Source organism: Rhizobium rhizogenes NBRC 13257, assembly GCF_000696095.1.
In the GTDB taxonomy this organism is placed as follows: domain Bacteria; phylum Pseudomonadota; class Alphaproteobacteria; order Rhizobiales; family Rhizobiaceae; genus Rhizobium; species Rhizobium rhizogenes.
In genome coordinates this window covers 248,856-264,147 of record NZ_BAYX01000007.1, presented here as the reverse complement: position 1 = coordinate 264,147, position 15,292 = coordinate 248,856, and the positions used below count along the sequence as shown (strand labels likewise).

Sequence of the window (15,292 nt, the reverse complement as noted above, 5' to 3'; positions counted from 1 at the left end):
TCTCCGTGTTGCTGTCCCCATGTGCCGCCCCGAAAGGCTTGTGCCTGGATCCTCGGGTCAAGCCCGAGGATGACGGTGAGGAAGATGGTTTGGCGGTAGGAATCGTGAACTTTGAGCTCAGAAGGAATATGAAAAACAAAAAAAGCCCCAACCGCATCGCGATCGGGGCTCTCAATCAATTCAGGCTATTTGCTGAAATCAAGCAGCCTTTTCGCTGTTCTTGGTCCAGCTGCCCTTGGCGGCGAGGTAGTTCATCTCGGCGCGGTGGGTGAAGGCGCGCTGGCCGGCGGCGACGTTTTCCGGCTTGCCGTCCCATGCCTTCAGTGCTGCGTCCTGCAGGGCGCGGCCGTAGGAGAAGGTGACGTCCCAAGGCAGGTCGTAGCCGTTGATGGCGGAGAGATGCGCGGTCGCTTCTTCCGACGTCTGACCGCCGGAGAGGAAGGCGATGCCCGGAACGGCGGAAGGAACGGTTTCCTTCAGCACCTTGACGGTGCGCTCAGCAACCTGCTCGACCGATGCCTTGCGCAGCTTCTTGCCGTCGATGACCATGCTCGGCTTCAGGATCATGCCCTCGAGGCTGATGCGGGCTTCGGCGAGCTCCTGGAAGACGATCTGCAGCGTCCAGCGGGTGACTTCCTCGCTGCGGTCGAGGTCCTGTGTGCCCGGAACGCCGTCCATCAGCACTTCTGGCTCGACGATCGGCACGATCTTCGCCTGCTGGCAAAGGGCGGCGTAGCGGGCGAGCGCATGGGCGTTGGCCTTGATCGCGCCGTAGGTCGGCAGCGTGTCGGAAATGGAGATCACGCCGCGCCATTTGGCGAAGCGGGCGCCGGCGTCATAATATTTCGCCAGGCGGTCGGCGAGGCCATCGAGGCCCTCGGTGACGGTTTCGCCCGGGAAGGCGGCCAGCGGCTTGGCGCCGGTATCGACCTTGATGCCGGGAATGCCGCCGGCGGCCTTGATGATGTCGACGAAGGGCGTGCCGTTTGCAGCCTTCTGGAAGAGGGTTTCCTCATAGAGGATGACGCCGGAGATGTATTTCTTCATCGCGTCGTCGGAGCGGAAGAGCATTTCGCGGTAGTCGCGGCGGCTCTCCTCGGTGGAAACGAGACCGATCGTGTCGAAGCGCTTCTTGTTCGTGGCGGTGGATTCGTCAGCCGCCAACAGGCCCTTGCCATCGGCAACCATCTTTACTGCAATGTCTTCAAGTCTTTCGCTCATTTTTCGTTCTCCAAGGCGTTTTCTGTCGGCGACGAGATCAATATAGGTCGGCGATAACAGAAGTATATAAGGAGGGAAATGCTCAGCTAAGCTATTGAAACGATTGAATTGATTTCAAACGTTTGAAAGTTTGTATGTTGATCCTACCATCTTGTGGAAAGCCGCGAAAGTTTTGGCTTTCGCGGCTCTTCCTGTCGTCAAATGCTGCTGCTTACTTGGCGGCCTGAAGGACGGCAACGCCCGGCAGAACCTTGCCTTCCATCCATTCGAGGAAGGCGCCGCCCGCCGTCGAAACATAGGTAAAATCGTCGGCAACGCCGGCATGGTTCAGCGCGGAGACGGTATCGCCGCCGCCGGCGACGGATGTCAGTTTGCCGGCCTTGGTGCGTTCGGCCGCATATTGGGCAGCTGCAACAGTGGCGGCGTCGAAGGGGGTGATTTCGAAGGCGCCAAGCGGGCCGTTCCAGACCAGCGTCGTGGACCCTTCGATGATTTTCTTCACGGCTTCAACCGACTTCGGGCCGACATCGAGCACCATGGCGTCGGCCGGAATGGCGTCGATCGCGACCACCTCGTTGGCGGCACCTGCCTTGAACTCACGGGCGACAACGCCGTCTGTCGGCAAGACGATCTGGCAGTTCGAGGCTTTGGCTTCCGCGATGATCTGCTTGGCGGTTTCGGCGAGATCATGCTCGCAGAGCGACTTACCGACATCAATGCCGTTGGCGGCAAGGAAGGTGTTGGCCATGCCGCCGCCGATCACGAGCGCATCGACCTTATGCACAAGGTTCTTCAGGAGGTCGATCTTGGAAGAGACCTTGGCGCCGCCGACGATGGCGACGACCGGACGGACCGGATTGCCGAGGCCTTTTTCCAGCGCCGTGAGTTCACCCTGCATGGTGCGGCCGGCATAGGCGGGCAGGAGGTGGGCGAGACCCTCGGTCGAGGCGTGTGCGCGGTGGGCAGCCGAGAAGGCGTCGTTGACGTAGATATCGCCATTGGCGGCCAGCGCCTTGGTGAAGGCCGCGTCGTTCTTTTCTTCTTCCTTGTGGAAGCGGGTGTTTTCGAGCAGCAAAATATCGCCGTTGCCCATCTTGGCGACGGCTTCGGCTGCCGGCGCGCCGACGCAATCGGAGGCGAAGAGAACGGCGTGATCGAGCACTTCCTCGACCGCCGGGATGATCAGGGACAGCGACAGATCCGGCGAGGGGCCATCCTTCGGGCGGCCGAAATGGGCAAGCAGGATGACCTTGGCGCCCTTGCCGGACAATTCGAGGATCGTCGGAGCCACGCGTTCGATACGGGTTGCGTCGGTGACCTTGCCGTCCTTGAGCGGCACATTGAGGTCGACGCGCACGAGCACGCGCTTGCCGGTGATGTCGGTGAGATCGTCGAGGGTTTTGAAGGCTGCCATGGGTAGGAATCCAATGTTGTTGGTGGCGTAAAGTGCGCCGACCATACTACGGATGATCGGAGACGCAAGGCGGTCAGGCGTCGTTTTTGCCGACCTCTTCGGTGCGCTCCCGGCGCTTGCGCAGGTAGCCGCGAACGCCGTTGAGGATGTCGTGCAGATTGACGAAAATCGGCAGAGCCGTTGCCGGTTCCAGTGCTTCCAGCGACATGCCGACGGACTGGATATGGTCGTTTTCGTCGAGATCGCGGACGATCAGGATGATCTCGCCGAGACGGACGCGGTCGGCGTAGTCGGCCTTGCCGCCGAGGCGCTGGCGCATCAGTTCCGCGATCGTCAGTCCCTTTTCCTGTTCGCTGAGAAGCCCCGGCCCGTAGGCGGCGTCGAGGTCGGAGGCCGGGCGTAGTGGCGAGATCGAGAAGGCGCCGAAGAAATCGGTGTCTTCCGGATCGACCGGCGCGCGGCTGGCAAAGAGACGGTCGAGCAGGCGTGAATAGCTCGGGGTGACAAAGAGATAGACCAGATCGTTTTCCCGCAGGCGGCCGGCATATTGATAGCGCATCGACTTGCCGTCGCGCACGACGAGCGACGGCATGGCCCAGCGCGGAATGCGCTCGCCACGCAGGACCGGGCTATCCTTGACGACACGGTAGGAGAGCAGTTCATGATTGGCCGCACCTGGCAGGTCGACCTCGACCTTGTCGACCGCGCCCATGCGCGGCGGCACGATGAGGCCGAGGCGCCGCGCCATCGGCTTGATCGTCCAGCCCTGGAGGAGCAGCGACACCAGAACGACGATGAAGGCGACGTTGAAATAGGTCTGGCCGGCTTCGAGATTGCCGAGGATCGGCATGATGGCAAGGAGGATGGAGACGGCGCCGCGCAGGCCGACCCAGGCGACGAAGCCGGTCTCCCGCTGTGTGTAGTCGAAGGGCAGCAGGCAGAGCCAGACGGCGATCGGGCGGGCGACGAAGATGAGGAACAGGGCCAGCGCTACGGCGGGAATGGCGATCGCTGGAAATTGCGACGGCGTGGCGAGCAGGCCGAGAACGAGGAACATGATGATCTGCGCCAGCCACGTCATGCCGTCCTGGAAGCGCTTGATCGAGGCCGAGGCCGGCATCTTGCGATTGCCGGCATAGATGCCGGCGACATAGACCGCGAGAAAGCCGCTGCCGCCGACAGCACCCGTGAAGGAGAAGACCAGGAGGGCGAGCGCCAGCACGAAGATTGGCGTCAGGCCGCGATCGGTCTCCAGATTACCGACGATCAGCACGATCATCATGCCGCCGAGCAGGCCGAGGATGACGCCCAGGCCCATCTGCTGGATGAAGGTGGCGAGCATGGTGAGATTGATGCCGCCATAGCCTTCGCCGTTTGCCAGCACTTCGACGAGCGCCAGCGTCAGGAAGATCGCCATCGGATCGTTGGTGCCGGATTCGACCTCCAGCGTGGAGCGCACCTTGTCGCGGATGTTGATGCCGCCGATGCGCAGCAGGAAGAAGACGGCGGCGGCATCCGTCGAGGCGACGATCGAGCCCAGCAGCAGGCCCTGCAGCCAAGTAAAGCCGAGAAGCCAGGTGGCCGCGAGGCCGAACAGGGCCGCGGTCACGAGAACGCCGAGGGACGCTATGGTCAATGCCGGGGCGGCCGCGAGCTTGAAGGCCTGGATCGGCGTGCCATAGCCGGAATCGAAGAGGATGACGGCAAGGGCGAGGGAGCCGAGAATATAGGCGAGATAGTTGTTGGAGAATTCGATGCCGAGCCCGTCCGTGCCGGCCAGCAGACCAATCACCAGGAAGAGCAGCAGCAATGGTGCGCCGAAACGGAAGGCGAGCAGGCTCGAGAAGGCCGCGATCAGGATCAGAACCGTGCACACCAGCACGATGACGTAAAATGCCTCCACTCGGTCTTCCCCTTTCCCGTATGCCCCTGCTCGGGCTGAAAGCCCGGATCGATCGCAATTCTCCCCCACCATCCAGTATGCTGTCGCGCAGTTTGAAATTAGTAAAACAAATATTGTCGGGGAGGCCGCTAGGATCGAAACCCGCTCCGATGACTGCGACTTCATGGTGTGATGCGCTTCGCCAGAACGACGAATCGATTCCGGAATGCCTAGGGAGAATTCCTATCAAAAATTTATAGGTAAATCTGGACCATAGCAGGGCAGGAGAAGGAAAGATTTGGGCGGATCGGAGGAATAATGCGGGCCATGCGCCGCTACCTGCGATATCCGCAGAGGCTCAAAGATCCACGCGTCTGAAATAGATCGGATAGTCGATCACCAGGCCGTCCGCATCGACCGGCAGATCGACGGTGAAAATCCTGTCTTCGGCAGCGTAGCGATAGAGCTTTTCCGGGGTGATGCAAGTGTAGCGCTGGCCGTCGCGCACGGGCTCGAAGCTGTCGAAGGGGATGTAGAGCATCGAGAGCTTCACGGTCCCGTCTTCCGGCGTCATCTTAAGCCGGCGGATCGGCAGGCTGTTGGTGAAGGGCGAACCATAGAGATCAATGTCGATGCAGCCGTCGAATTGCGGCAGGGCAAGACCGTCTTCGGTTTGCCAATGGCCGTTGCCGTCCGAGAAGAGGGCAAGACGCCGGCCGTCGGTGGTTTCGACCGAGAAGGAGAGGACGGTCCAGTCGGCCGTGCAGTCGATACGGTAGAAGACGCCGTAGGGCGAGCCGCCACGGCCGCCGATAATGGTGCCACAGGCGCGAATGGCTGCGCCGGCGGCAGTATTGATGGGAGTGATCGTCAGATGCTCCAGCCCGTCTCCTTCCAGCGGACGCCAGCGGACTGTCGTCGGAAGGAGAGGGCGGAAGGCCATGATCAGATCAACTTGGCAAACGCGACGGCCGTGTCGGACATGCGGCTGGAGAAGCCCCATTCGTTGTCGTACCAAGTGAGGATACGCACGAAGTTGCCTTCCATGACTTTGGTCTGGTCGGTCGCGAAGATCGACGAGTGGCTGTCATGGTTGAAGTCGCGGGAAACCAGCGGCTCGTCGGTGTAGCCGAGGATGCCCTTCAGCTTGCCGTTCGATGCAGCCTTGATGGCTTCGTTGATTTCTCCGACCGTCGTTGCCTTCTTGGCCACGAACTTGAAGTCGACAACCGAGACGTTCGGGGTCGGAACGCGGATCGACGTGCCGTCGAGCTTGCCCTTCAGGTGCGGCAGAACGAGACCAACGGCCTTTGCAGCGCCCGTCGAAGTCGGGATCATGGACAGGGCTGCGGCGCGGGCGCGGTACAGATCCTTGTGCATGGTGTCGAGCGTCGGCTGGTCACCGGTGTAGGAGTGGATGGTCGTCATGAAGCCATGGTCGATACCGACGGCGTCGTCGAGAACCTTAACGACCGGCACCAGGCAGTTCGTGGTGCAGGACGCGTTGGAGATGACCAGGTGCTCCTTGGTGAGCTGGTCGTGGTTGACGCCGAAAACGACGGTCAGGTCGGCGCCGTCAGCAGGAGCCGAAATAATGACGCGCTTGGCGCCGGCCGTCAGGTGTGCGGCAGCCTTGTCGCGAGACGTGAAGATGCCGGTGCATTCCATCGCGATGTCAACGCCGAGATCGCGATGCGGCAGCGTTGCCGGATCCTTGATGGCTGTGACCTTGATTGGCTTGCCGCCGCCAACGATGATCGTGTCGCCTTCGACCTTCACTTCGGCTGGAAACTTGCCGTGGATCGAGTCGTAACGCAGAAGATGGGCATTGGTCTCGACCGGGCCGAGGTCGTTGATGGCAACGATTTCGATGTCGGTGCGGCCGGATTCGACGATGGCGCGCAGAACGTTACGGCCGATACGGCCGAAGCCGTTGATTGCTACTTTTACAGTCATTGAAATTCACTCCCGTTCACTCAGGGCGGTTATCTAGCGGAAATGAGAGCGCTTGTCAGCGCCCTCAGGAAAGCTTTGCCTCGGCGGCGGCGACAACCGCTTCCTTGGTGATGCCGAAATGATTGTAGACATCCTTGTACGGTGCAGAAGCGCCGAAGCTCTTCATGCCGATGAAGGCACCTTCCGGACCGATGAATGCATCCCAGCCTTCGCGAACGCCGGCTTCGACGGCAATCTTGACCGGCGAGTTGCCGAGCACTTCCTTGCGGTAGGCGTCCGGCTGCTCGAAGAACAGCTCAGTGCAGGGAACGGAAACCACGCGGGTGGAAACGCCCTTGGCTTCGAGGTCCGTGCGGGCGGCAACGGCGAGTTCGACTTCCGAGCCCGAAGCGAAGATCGTCACCTTGGCGTCGGCATTGCCGGCCAGCGTGTAGGCGCCGAGTTCGCAGAGGTTCTTCTCGCTGTATTCGGTACGCGCTGCGAGCAAGTTCTGGCGGGTAAGCGCGAGACCCGACGGACGATTGGCCGTCTTGACTGCGATCTGCCAGCATTCCGCCGTTTCGGTGGCGTCAGCCGGACGGAACAGCATGAAGTTCGGGATGGCGCGCAGGCTGGCGACCTGCTCGACGGGCTGATGCGTCGGGCCGTCTTCGCCGACGCCGATCGAGTCGTGCGTCAGAACGTGGATGGCACGGATGCCCATCAGGGCAGCCAGACGCAGCGGCGGACGGCAATAATCCGAGAAGATCATGAAGCCGCCGGAATAGGGGATCAGGCCGCCATGCAGCGTGATGCCGTTCATGGCTGCTGCCATGCCGTGCTCGCGAATGCCCCAGTGCATGTAACGGCCGGAGAAATCGGTCGGGGTGATCGACTTCATCTGGCTGGTCTTGGTGTTGTTCGACGGCGTCAGGTCGGCGGAGCCGCCGATCGTTTCCGGAATGAAGCCGTTGATGATTTCGAGCGCGTCTTCCGATGCCTTGCGGGTTGCAAGTGTCGGCTTGGTTTCGGCAAGCTTCTTCTTGTAGTCGCTGATGGCGGTGTCAAAGCCGGCAGGCAATTCGCCGGCGAAGCGGCGGGTGAATTCAGCCTTCTTGCCCGCTTCGGCAGCGGCAAGGCGGCCTTCCCAGGCTTCGCGCGTGCCGACCGAGCGTTCGCCGGCGGCGCGCCAATCGGCAAGAACGTCGTTCGGAATGACGAAGGGCTCGTAGGGCCAGTTCAGTGCGACGCGGGTCGCGGCGATTTCCTCGGCACCGAGCGGCGAACCGTGGACCTTGTGGGTGCCCTGCTTGTTCGGGGCGCCGAAGCCGATGATCGTCTTGCAGGCGATCATCGTCGGGCGGTCCGACTTATGGGCGGCTTCGATGGCGGCGGCGATCGCAGCCTGGTCGTGGCCGTCGACTTCGATCGTGTTCCAGTGAACGGCCTTGAAGCGGGCGACCTGGTCGGTCGAATCCGAGAGCGAAACAGCGCCGTCGATGGTGATCGAGTTGTTGTCCCAGAAGAGGATGAGTTTGTTGAGCTTCAGGTGGCCGGCGAGCGCGATGGCTTCGTGGCTGATTCCTTCCATCAGGCAGCCGTCACCGCACATCGCATATGTGTAGTGATCCTGCAGTTCGGAGCCGAACTCCTCGCGCAGCTTGCGCTCGGCGATCGCCATACCGACGGCATTGGCAATGCCCTGGCCGAGCGGCCCCGTGGTGGTTTCGATGCCGGTGGCGTGACCATATTCCGGATGGCCGGCGGTCTTGGAGCCGAGCTGACGGAAGCGCGAGAGTTCCTCGACCGTCATATCCGGGTAGCCGGTCAGATACAGAACCGAATAGAGCAGCATGGAGCCATGGCCAGCCGACAGCACGAAGCGGTCGCGGTCCGGCCAGCGCGGGTTCTTCGGATCGAAACGCAGATATTTGCTAAAGAGAACCGTGGCGACATCAGCCATCCCCATCGGCAGACCGGGATGACCGGAGTTGGCCTTCTCGACAGCATCCATGGCAAGGAAACGGATCGCATTCGCCATCCGGTCGTGTTGTTCGCGAGAGATCATGGTTTTTCCGCAGTGTTCCGGGTTCGGGGGATGGCCACACGCTTGAAAAGCAGGGTCACCGGTTGAAAGGCGGCTGCAGCGGAGAAGCTTCTGCCAACTCCACTTTCAGCGCTGCCTCAGGCGGCTGAGACATAGCAGTTAGGGCGCGCAAGTCAATAAATCCACAGGCCGATCCGGGGGTGGTTTGGCATTTTTTTGACATTTGCCTGTCGACTTTGACAAAAGACGACAATGGTAAGACAAAGCCTGTGTAAGCCGCAAAGGTGACCGTCATCCACAGATTAGGCCACCTGCCGCATGGCCGCCTTTATTGACGTTCAGTTGCTGAGTTGAATATTGTTGGGAAATCAGACAAGTGGCCGGATATTCTGATTCGGTCCTTGCGCGGAGACTCGAAAGGCATGGAGCCCTCAGGCAAAACGGTGGATGCGGCGCTCACTCATTTGCGCCAGGCGCTTTCGACTTTGGAGAGTGCCGTCGATGGACGGTTTGAACGCGAGCGCGCGCAAAGCGATGTCGAAGGCGAAGTTCGCCGGGTGCATGCTGATCGCTCGCGGCTGGCCCAGGAACTCGACCAGGCGGAGTTTCGAGCGAACCGGCTCGAAGAAGTCAATCGCGAAGTGTCGCGCCGGCTTGTGACGGCGATGGAAACCATAAGAGCCGTGCTCGACCGCTGATCCCCTTGGGGATGCAGTCGTCGCGTTCAGCGGTAATGATCGGAAAGTCGAATGGCGCAGGTAACGGTAACGATCGACGGCAAAGCCTACCGGATGGCCTGCGAAGAGGGCCAGGAAGCGCATCTGACGGATCTCGCCACCCGCTTCGACCGCTATGTCATGCATCTGAAGAGCCAGTTCGGCGAAATCGGCGATCTGCGCGTCACCGTGATGGCGGGCATCATGATCATGGACGAAGTGTCGGAATTGACGCGGCGTGTCTCGGCGCTCGAAGCCGAACTCGAAACCCTGCGCAGCAATCGTGACACTGTGCTTGCGGCCAATACCCGCAACGAAGAGACGCTGGCGACCGTGATCGACGAGGTGGCGACCCGCATTCGCGGCATCACCGAGAAGCTAACGGCTCGTCCGGGCACTGAGCCGACCTGAGACTTTCGTTTATTTCTCGGACTGGGCACCGCAGCCACTGGTACAAGGCGAGAATTCTCTTTATATAGAGGTGCGGTCTGCGCTTCCCGACAGGAACCACAATCCCTGGGGCCATACTCGATCCAAAGGGAGCTGTCCCTGGCCAGGCCCGTGGGCTTGGACATATGGCGCCCACCTACGTTTGTAGGCACCCAGGATCGTAAACATCCATCGGTCGTTGTGGATCGCTCTTTCTTTTCCGGCTGAGTAAAGAAAGACAGCGTCGCGGGATTATTGTTGCCCCGCTGACGCGGCTCCTCTTCCCCTTAACGTTTTGCTCCGAGATAGGCGCCACGCTCGAATTCCGAGCGGTTGGCGGCGCTGCGCAGGCGCAGCAGGTCCTTGCGGGCAATGAGCCCGATGAGAACGCCGGTCCGCTCGTCGACGACGGGAACGCGGCCGGTATCGGCCTGGATCATGATGTCGGCGACGCGGCCGACCGTGTCTTGCGGATGGGCAACCGGAATGGACGTATCCGAGATCAGGTCGTAGAGCGTCTGGCCGGCGAGGTCGGTCCCATGTTGCCAGCGCAGCGCATCGGCCCGCGAGATCATGCCGACCAGACGGCCGTCAGCTTCGACAATCGGATAGAAGCGATGGGCATCCATCTTCTCGGTCAATTGCGCCAATGCCTCGCCGGCTGGCATAGTGGCGGGCAGCGTGTCCACCTTGGCGATCATGATGTCGGCCACGCGGGTCAGTTCGAACGGGTCGATGCCGTATTCGCGGGTGATATGCTGGCCGCGGCGGGCGATCTTTTCGGTCAGGATCGATCGCTTCAACAGCAACACGGTGACGGCATAGGCCGCAACGGTAGCGGCAAGCAGTGGCACCAGCGCCTGCATGTCGCCGGTGAGCTCGATGGCAAAGAAGGTGCCGGTCAGCGGCGCGCGCATCGTGCCGCCCATCATCGCGGCCATGCCGAGCAGCGCCCAGAATCCGGGATCGCCGGGCAGGACGAAGCCGACCAGCCAGCCGAGCGCGCCGCCGAGGATGAGTAGCGGCGCAAGCACGCCGCCCGAGGTTCCCGACGACAGGGCCACCAGCCATATGCCAGCCTTGACCAGGAGGATGGCGAGCACGGCGCTCGCGACGATATGGTCGTTCAGCAGATCGGAGATGATGTCGTAGCCGACGCCAAGCGCGCGTGGCTCGATCAGCCCGCCGAGACCGACGACGAGGCCACCAAGTGCTGGCCACCACATCCAGTGAATAGGCAGCTTCTCGAAGGCGTCTTCGATGCGGTAGAGCAGCGTCGTCAGCAGGCCGGATTGCAGGCCGGATAGGATGCCAAGACAGGCGGCGAGCGGGATGCCCCACCAGCTCATCTGCATATCGAAATGGGCCGGAAAGAGAGGGCCACTGCCGATCAGCAGGGGTCGCCAGGCGATGGAGACGCAGGATGCGATCACCACCGGAATAAAGCTACGCGGCTTCCATTCGAACAGCAGCAGTTCGACCGCGAGCATGACGGCGGCGATGGGCGAACCGAAGATCGCGGTCATGCCGGCGGCGGCGCCCGCGACCAGCAGGGTTTTGCGTTCGGCGGCGCTCATGTGGAAGAATTGTGCGAAGAGGGAACCGATGGCGCCACCGGTCATGATGATCGGCCCTTCGGCGCCGAACGGGCCGCCGGTGCCGATCGAGATGGCGGAGGAGAGCGGTTTCAGGATCGCCACCTTCGGCGACATGCGGCTGCCGCCGATCAGGATCGCCTCGATCGCTTCGGGAATGCCATGGCCGCGGATTTTTTCCGAGCCAAAGCGGGCCATCAGGCCAATGACGATGCCGCCGATAATGGGCGCGGCCACCATCCAGGGCGAGCGTGCGATAGTGCCTAATGACAGCGGTTCGACACTGATCTTGAACAGCCAGACGGCGTTGGTGACGAGCGCGATGAGGTTGATCAGCACCCAGGCGGACAAGGCGCCGCCGGTGCCGACGACCAGCGCCATGACTGCCAGAACCAGAACGCGCCTGTCCGTTGTGAAGTCGCCATTGTCTTTGCGAGAGGCCCCGCCCGAAAAATCATGGGCGGGCCGATGATGTGCGTTGATATCCTGCATGGGATGCTTTCTGTGTTAAAGCGCGGCGGCAAAGTGGCTGGAATTGTGCTGCCATGGCAATTATATCGTAACACGATATAAATCAACGACAGAAAACAAAAGACAAACTGTGTTTATGAGGACGATGAGCGTGACGCAGAATTTGGGGGAGACGCTGTCGCAGGCGGACTATGAAGCACTGGCGACGCTGCGCTATACGCTCCGAAAATTCATGGATTTCAGCACCTCTGCCGCCCATCAGGAGGGATTGCCGCCGCAGCAGCATCAGGCGCTGCTGGCGATCAAGGGCAATCCGCCCGGCGAGGCAATGACCATCGGCATGCTGGCCGAACGCCTGCTGATCGCGCCGCACACGACGACCGAGCTGGTCGGTCGGCTGATCGACGCTGGCTATGTCACCCGCCATCCCGATCCGGTCGACAAACGCCGCCAGACGCTGCAGTTGGCGGAAAAATCCGAGGATGTCCTTCGCAGACTTAGCGCCATTCACCTTCAGGAAATCCGGGACATGGCGCCGGAGTTGATCGATATCCTGACGCATTTGCAGGCAGGCGTTGGCGGCAAATGAAGAGGCCACTGCCGGCGATGACCGGCAATGGCGTATTGCGGATTATTGGCCGAGCCGGATGCCGCCGTCGCAGATCAGCGTGTGGCCACTCATAAAGCCGTTGCCGATCAGGAAGCCGATGGCATCCGCAATGTCTTCCGGTCGGCCGATGCGCCCGACCGGAGTGCGTGCGGCAAAGCCTGCAAAGGCGGATGCTTTCTGATCCTCGCCGAGGAAATCCCACCAGGGCGTGTCGACGACGCCAGGCGAGACGCAGTTCACCCTTATCGGCTTCAGTTCCACCGCAAGGATTGGGGCGAGGGCGGCTATTGCCGCGTTGATGGCGCCGAGCCCCGCCGTTCCCGGCATGGCTGCCTGCGCCGAGACGGCGGAGACGAAGGTAATGCTGCCGTCTTTCGAGAGATAGGGGAGGCTGGCCTGGGCACAGGCGAAATGCGCCATCGTCTTTTGCTCGAAGCCCTTCCTGAGATCGGCCAGATCGACGGTGGCGAAGGGACCGCCGCCATTGCCGCCGCCGAGAGCCAGAACCAGATGATCGAGGGGTCCGATCGTTTCGAAGGCCTTAGCAAGGCTGTTGAGATCGGCCGCATCCATGGCGATCATGGTGACATCACCGTCGAGCCTCTTCGCGGCCGCGTTCAGCTTTGCCTCATCGCGGCCGGTGATGGTGACCCGATAGCCTTTATCGAGAAGATGGGCGGCGGTCGCAAGGCCAATGCCTGAGGAGCCACCGACAATGGTGGCGTGTTGGGATGACATGATCTGTCTCCTTGTTGAGTTGATATTGATGGAGTTGTGGAGGGGGTCAGCTCAAGCCGGCAAGGTTCTGGCTAAGGAAGCGAAGGCGTTGACGCACAGTCGCATCATAGGCCTGCGCATTGGCGCGGGAAGGGTGCGTCCCGTTGTAATAAAGGCCGGTGCGTCCCTCGAGATCGGCACCCACGGCCAGATTGAGGATGGCATCGGCACCTTGATCGACCGTGCTCATCGGGGCGACACCGGCCTGGCGGACCATGGTGGTGTTCATGTAGGTCGCGGGATGCAGGCAGTTGGCGATAATGTTGGAGCCAGCCAGTTCCTCAGCGAGATCGAAGGTGAACATGATCTGCGCCAGCTTGCTCTGGCAATAGGCCTGCACGCCGCTATAGCCGCGCGTCAGCATGACATCTGAGAAGTCGATGGGTTGCTGGCCGGCCGAGGAAACATTGACGATGCGGGCGGGGCCGCTCGCCTTCAACAGCGGCAGCAGGCGGCGCGTCAGCAGGAAGCCGGCAAGGTAATTCACCGCAAAGCGCAGTTCGTGTCCGTCGCGGCTCACCTGACGCCCTGCGTTGCCGCCGCTCGTGCCGATGCCGGCATTGTTGACCAGAATGTCGAGGCAGTCGTGATCGCGTTCGATCGCATCGGCGAGTGCGCGAGTCTCGTCCAGCGATGAAAGATCGGCTGGGTAAAAGACTGCTTTCCCACCCGCGTCGTGAATGCCGGCAAGCAGGCTTTCAGCCCGCGCCTGGTCGCGGCCATGCACCAGCACCTTGCCGCCCGTTGCCGCGAGCCTCTCGGCAACCCGGCGGCCGACGCCGTCGGTCGAGCCGGTGATCAGGATCGTCTTGTTGCTCATGTTCATCGCAATCGCCTCAATCTCGTCTCTGGAGTGATATTTGGCAGTTTGCGAAAGCGGCAAACAGTTCTGACTTTATCCTAGTATTCATCCTGCTATGATAAGCTATGACCGTCAGCCAGAACCAGACCATTCTAGACGCCCGGCGCCGTGAATTCGGGGCTTTCCTGCGCTCTCGCCGGGAGAAGCTGACGCCGGCAAGCGTCGGGCTTCCGGACGGGTTTCGCCGCCGGACGCCGGGACTGCGGCGTGAGGAGGTAGCGCTTCTCGCCGGTGTCGGCACCACATGGTACACATGGCTGGAGCAGGGGCGCGACGTGCGCGCCTCGGTGGAGGTGCTGTCGGCGCTGGCCGATGCCCTGCTGCTCGATCCGGCCGAACGACGGCATCTCTTCACTTTGAGCGATCGGCCGTCGACGGAACTTCCGATACATGGGCCAGAGGACGTGCCGGACGCGCTGCGGCGCATGCTGGCGAGCCTCACCGGCCAACCGGCCTATGTCCTTGGCCGCCGCTGGGATGTGCTCGCCTGGAATGCGGCGTCCGTCGCGCTTTTCGGCGATTACGGCCTGCTTGAGGGCGATGCGCGCAACACTGTCCATCGGGTGTTCACCGATCCCGCACACCGGCAGCTCCTGGTCGATTGGGAGATCGTGGCGGCGAACTCGCTCGCTATGTTCCGCGCCGATAGCGCGCGCTATGCCGGCGATCCCGACTTCGAGCGGCTGATCGCGACATTGACGCAGGCAAGCCCGGAATTTCGCGCCTGGTGGCCGAGACAGGACGTATTGCGGCCGCTGGCGGGCCACAAGCGCTTGCGCCATCCCTTGGGCGGGCTGATGAATTTCGAATATACCGCACTCGCCGTCATCGACCGGCCCGACATGAAGCTGGTGGTCTACACGCCGCTCGACGAGGATGGGGCTAGCGAGAAGCTCAGGGTGTTGCTGGGGCGGAGCCGCGCAGCATAGCGCCCGGTTCAGCGGTGTCGAGAATTCTCGTCATCTCAGCCTTCGAGATCGCTCCTGAGCCTATCGAGAATGGATAGGGCGTGGCCGGCATAGGCGCTGATCCAGCGATCGTGAATCTGTTTGATCGGCAGGCTGTTCAGGTGGTTCCAGCGCTCGCGCCCCTCCTTTTTGGCAATCACCAGTCTGGCTTCCTCCAGCACTTTCAGATGCTGCATCACCGTGCACCGGTCCATATCCGGGAAGGTCTCACAGAGCATGCCGGTGGTTCTCGGCGCCTCCTTCAGGAGGTCGAGGATTTCGCGCCGGCGGCGATGCGCCAGGGCCTTGAAAATTAGGTCATTATCCGATTCGCTTGACATGTTATATTTTTATAACATAATGCTACCGATCGCAATGGAGAGAAT

General features: G+C 61.6%; 14 protein-coding genes and 1 other RNA gene. 5 read left to right on the top strand and 10 right to left on the bottom strand.

All coding sequences use genetic code 11. The features are described 5' to 3' along the window. Positions 1-198: 198 nt before the first annotated feature. The 6 genes from RRH01S_RS17610 to tkt all read right to left on the bottom strand — a co-directional run bounded on the left by RRH01S_RS17610 (position 199) and on the right by tkt (position 8,520). A complete protein-coding gene (locus tag RRH01S_RS17610) occupies positions 199-1,221 on the bottom strand; it encodes a class I fructose-bisphosphate aldolase (RefSeq protein WP_012652284.1) in 1,023 nt (340 codons plus the stop codon). A gap of 211 nt (positions 1,222-1,432) precedes the next feature. Beyond that, positions 1,433-2,692 (bottom strand): phosphoglycerate kinase, encoded by a 1,260-nt coding sequence (locus RRH01S_RS17605; protein ID WP_042473339.1) that lies wholly within the window; start codon positions 2,690-2,692, stop codon positions 1,433-1,435. 16 nt (positions 2,693-2,708) lie between these two features. Continuing rightward, complete coding sequence (locus RRH01S_RS17600; RefSeq protein WP_012652282.1) at positions 2,709-4,538, bottom strand: potassium/proton antiporter; 1,830 nt, start codon at positions 4,536-4,538, stop codon at positions 2,709-2,711. Positions 4,539-4,875: 337 nt separating this feature from the next. Next, positions 4,876-5,460 (bottom strand): putative glycolipid-binding domain-containing protein, encoded by a 585-nt coding sequence (locus tag RRH01S_RS17595; RefSeq protein ID WP_012652281.1) that lies wholly within the window; start codon positions 5,458-5,460, stop codon positions 4,876-4,878. A 2-nt stretch (positions 5,461-5,462) separates the two neighbouring features. Further along, entirely contained in the window at positions 5,463-6,473 is a 1,011-nt protein-coding gene (gene gap, locus RRH01S_RS17590) for a type I glyceraldehyde-3-phosphate dehydrogenase (protein ID WP_007701286.1), read from the bottom strand. Between the two features lie 64 nt (positions 6,474-6,537). Further along, positions 6,538-8,520 (bottom strand): transketolase, encoded by a 1,983-nt coding sequence (gene tkt, locus RRH01S_RS17585; RefSeq protein WP_042473336.1) that lies wholly within the window; start codon positions 8,518-8,520, stop codon positions 6,538-6,540. A gap of 401 nt (positions 8,521-8,921) precedes the next feature. On the opposite strand from tkt, the gene RRH01S_RS17580 reads away from it, so the two are divergent. The 3 genes from RRH01S_RS17580 (at position 8,922) to ssrS (ending at position 9,856) form a co-directional block, all read left to right on the top strand. Beyond that, positions 8,922-9,197 carry a DUF4164 domain-containing protein gene (locus RRH01S_RS17580; protein WP_007701292.1) on the top strand — a complete coding sequence of 92 codons (276 nt, stop codon included), beginning with the start codon at positions 8,922-8,924 and terminating at the stop codon, positions 9,195-9,197. A gap of 51 nt (positions 9,198-9,248) precedes the next feature. Next, positions 9,249-9,626: a cell division protein ZapA gene (locus RRH01S_RS17575; protein WP_007701295.1), complete on the top strand. Its 378-nt coding sequence runs from the start codon at positions 9,249-9,251 to the stop codon at positions 9,624-9,626. Between the two features lie 71 nt (positions 9,627-9,697). Beyond that, positions 9,698-9,856: non-coding RNA, 6S RNA (gene ssrS, locus RRH01S_RS33525), on the top strand. Positions 9,857-9,931: 75 nt separating this feature from the next. Here the strand turns inward: ssrS and RRH01S_RS17570 are convergent. Continuing rightward, entirely contained in the window at positions 9,932-11,731 is a 1,800-nt protein-coding gene (locus tag RRH01S_RS17570) for a chloride channel protein (RefSeq protein ID WP_012652279.1), read from the bottom strand. 130 nt (positions 11,732-11,861) lie between these two features. Between RRH01S_RS17570 and RRH01S_RS17565 the strand changes: the two genes are divergently transcribed. Then, the gene (locus RRH01S_RS17565) at positions 11,862-12,299 is read left to right on the top strand and encodes a MarR family winged helix-turn-helix transcriptional regulator (RefSeq protein WP_234711710.1); all 438 of its coding nucleotides are present in this window, start codon (positions 11,862-11,864) and stop codon (positions 12,297-12,299) included. A gap of 42 nt (positions 12,300-12,341) precedes the next feature. Here RRH01S_RS17565 and RRH01S_RS17560 read toward each other — a convergent pair whose 3' ends face one another. Next, the gene (locus tag RRH01S_RS17560) at positions 12,342-13,058 is read right to left on the bottom strand and encodes an SDR family oxidoreductase (protein ID WP_042473330.1); all 717 of its coding nucleotides are present in this window, start codon (positions 13,056-13,058) and stop codon (positions 12,342-12,344) included. Positions 13,059-13,104: 46 nt separating this feature from the next. Beyond that, positions 13,105-13,923 carry an SDR family NAD(P)-dependent oxidoreductase gene (locus tag RRH01S_RS17555; RefSeq protein ID WP_042473510.1) on the bottom strand — a complete coding sequence of 273 codons (819 nt, stop codon included), beginning with the start codon at positions 13,921-13,923 and terminating at the stop codon, positions 13,105-13,107. Between the two features lie 101 nt (positions 13,924-14,024). On the opposite strand from RRH01S_RS17555, the gene RRH01S_RS17550 reads away from it, so the two are divergent. Continuing rightward, a complete protein-coding gene (locus tag RRH01S_RS17550) occupies positions 14,025-14,888 on the top strand; it encodes a helix-turn-helix transcriptional regulator (protein WP_042473327.1) in 864 nt (287 codons plus the stop codon). Positions 14,889-14,923: 35 nt separating this feature from the next. Here the strand turns inward: RRH01S_RS17550 and RRH01S_RS17545 are convergent, their stop codons facing one another. Continuing rightward, positions 14,924-15,247, bottom strand: a complete 324-nt coding sequence (locus tag RRH01S_RS17545) for an ArsR/SmtB family transcription factor (protein ID WP_034517616.1) — start codon at positions 15,245-15,247, stop codon at positions 14,924-14,926. Positions 15,248-15,292 lie beyond the last annotated feature (45 nt).

Excerpts from the sequence above, each read along its gene's own strand:
- RRH01S_RS17610 (WP_012652284.1), bottom strand. The coding sequence starts at position 1,221 with ATGAGCGAAAGACTTGAAGACATTGCAGTAAAGATGGTTGCCGATGGC.
- RRH01S_RS17560 (WP_042473330.1), bottom strand. The coding sequence starts at position 13,058 with ATGTCATCCCAACACGCCACCATTGTCGGTGGCTCCTCAGGCATTGGC.
- RRH01S_RS17555 (WP_042473510.1), bottom strand. The coding sequence starts at position 13,923 with ATGAACATGAGCAACAAGACGATCCTGATCACCGGCTCGACCGACGGC.
- RRH01S_RS17575 (WP_007701295.1), top strand. The coding sequence starts at position 9,249 with ATGGCGCAGGTAACGGTAACGATCGACGGCAAAGCCTACCGGATGGCC.
- tkt (WP_042473336.1), bottom strand. The coding sequence starts at position 8,520 with ATGATCTCTCGCGAACAACACGACCGGATGGCGAATGCGATCCGTTTC.
- gap (WP_007701286.1), bottom strand. The coding sequence starts at position 6,473 with ATGACTGTAAAAGTAGCAATCAACGGCTTCGGCCGTATCGGCCGTAAC.
- RRH01S_RS17550 (WP_042473327.1), top strand. The coding sequence starts at position 14,025 with ATGACCGTCAGCCAGAACCAGACCATTCTAGACGCCCGGCGCCGTGAA.
- RRH01S_RS17580 (WP_007701292.1), top strand. The coding sequence starts at position 8,922 with ATGGAGCCCTCAGGCAAAACGGTGGATGCGGCGCTCACTCATTTGCGC.
- RRH01S_RS17595 (WP_012652281.1), bottom strand. The coding sequence starts at position 5,460 with ATGGCCTTCCGCCCTCTCCTTCCGACGACAGTCCGCTGGCGTCCGCTG.
- RRH01S_RS17545 (WP_034517616.1), bottom strand. The coding sequence starts at position 15,247 with ATGTCAAGCGAATCGGATAATGACCTAATTTTCAAGGCCCTGGCGCAT.
- RRH01S_RS17570 (WP_012652279.1), bottom strand. The coding sequence starts at position 11,731 with ATGCAGGATATCAACGCACATCATCGGCCCGCCCATGATTTTTCGGGC.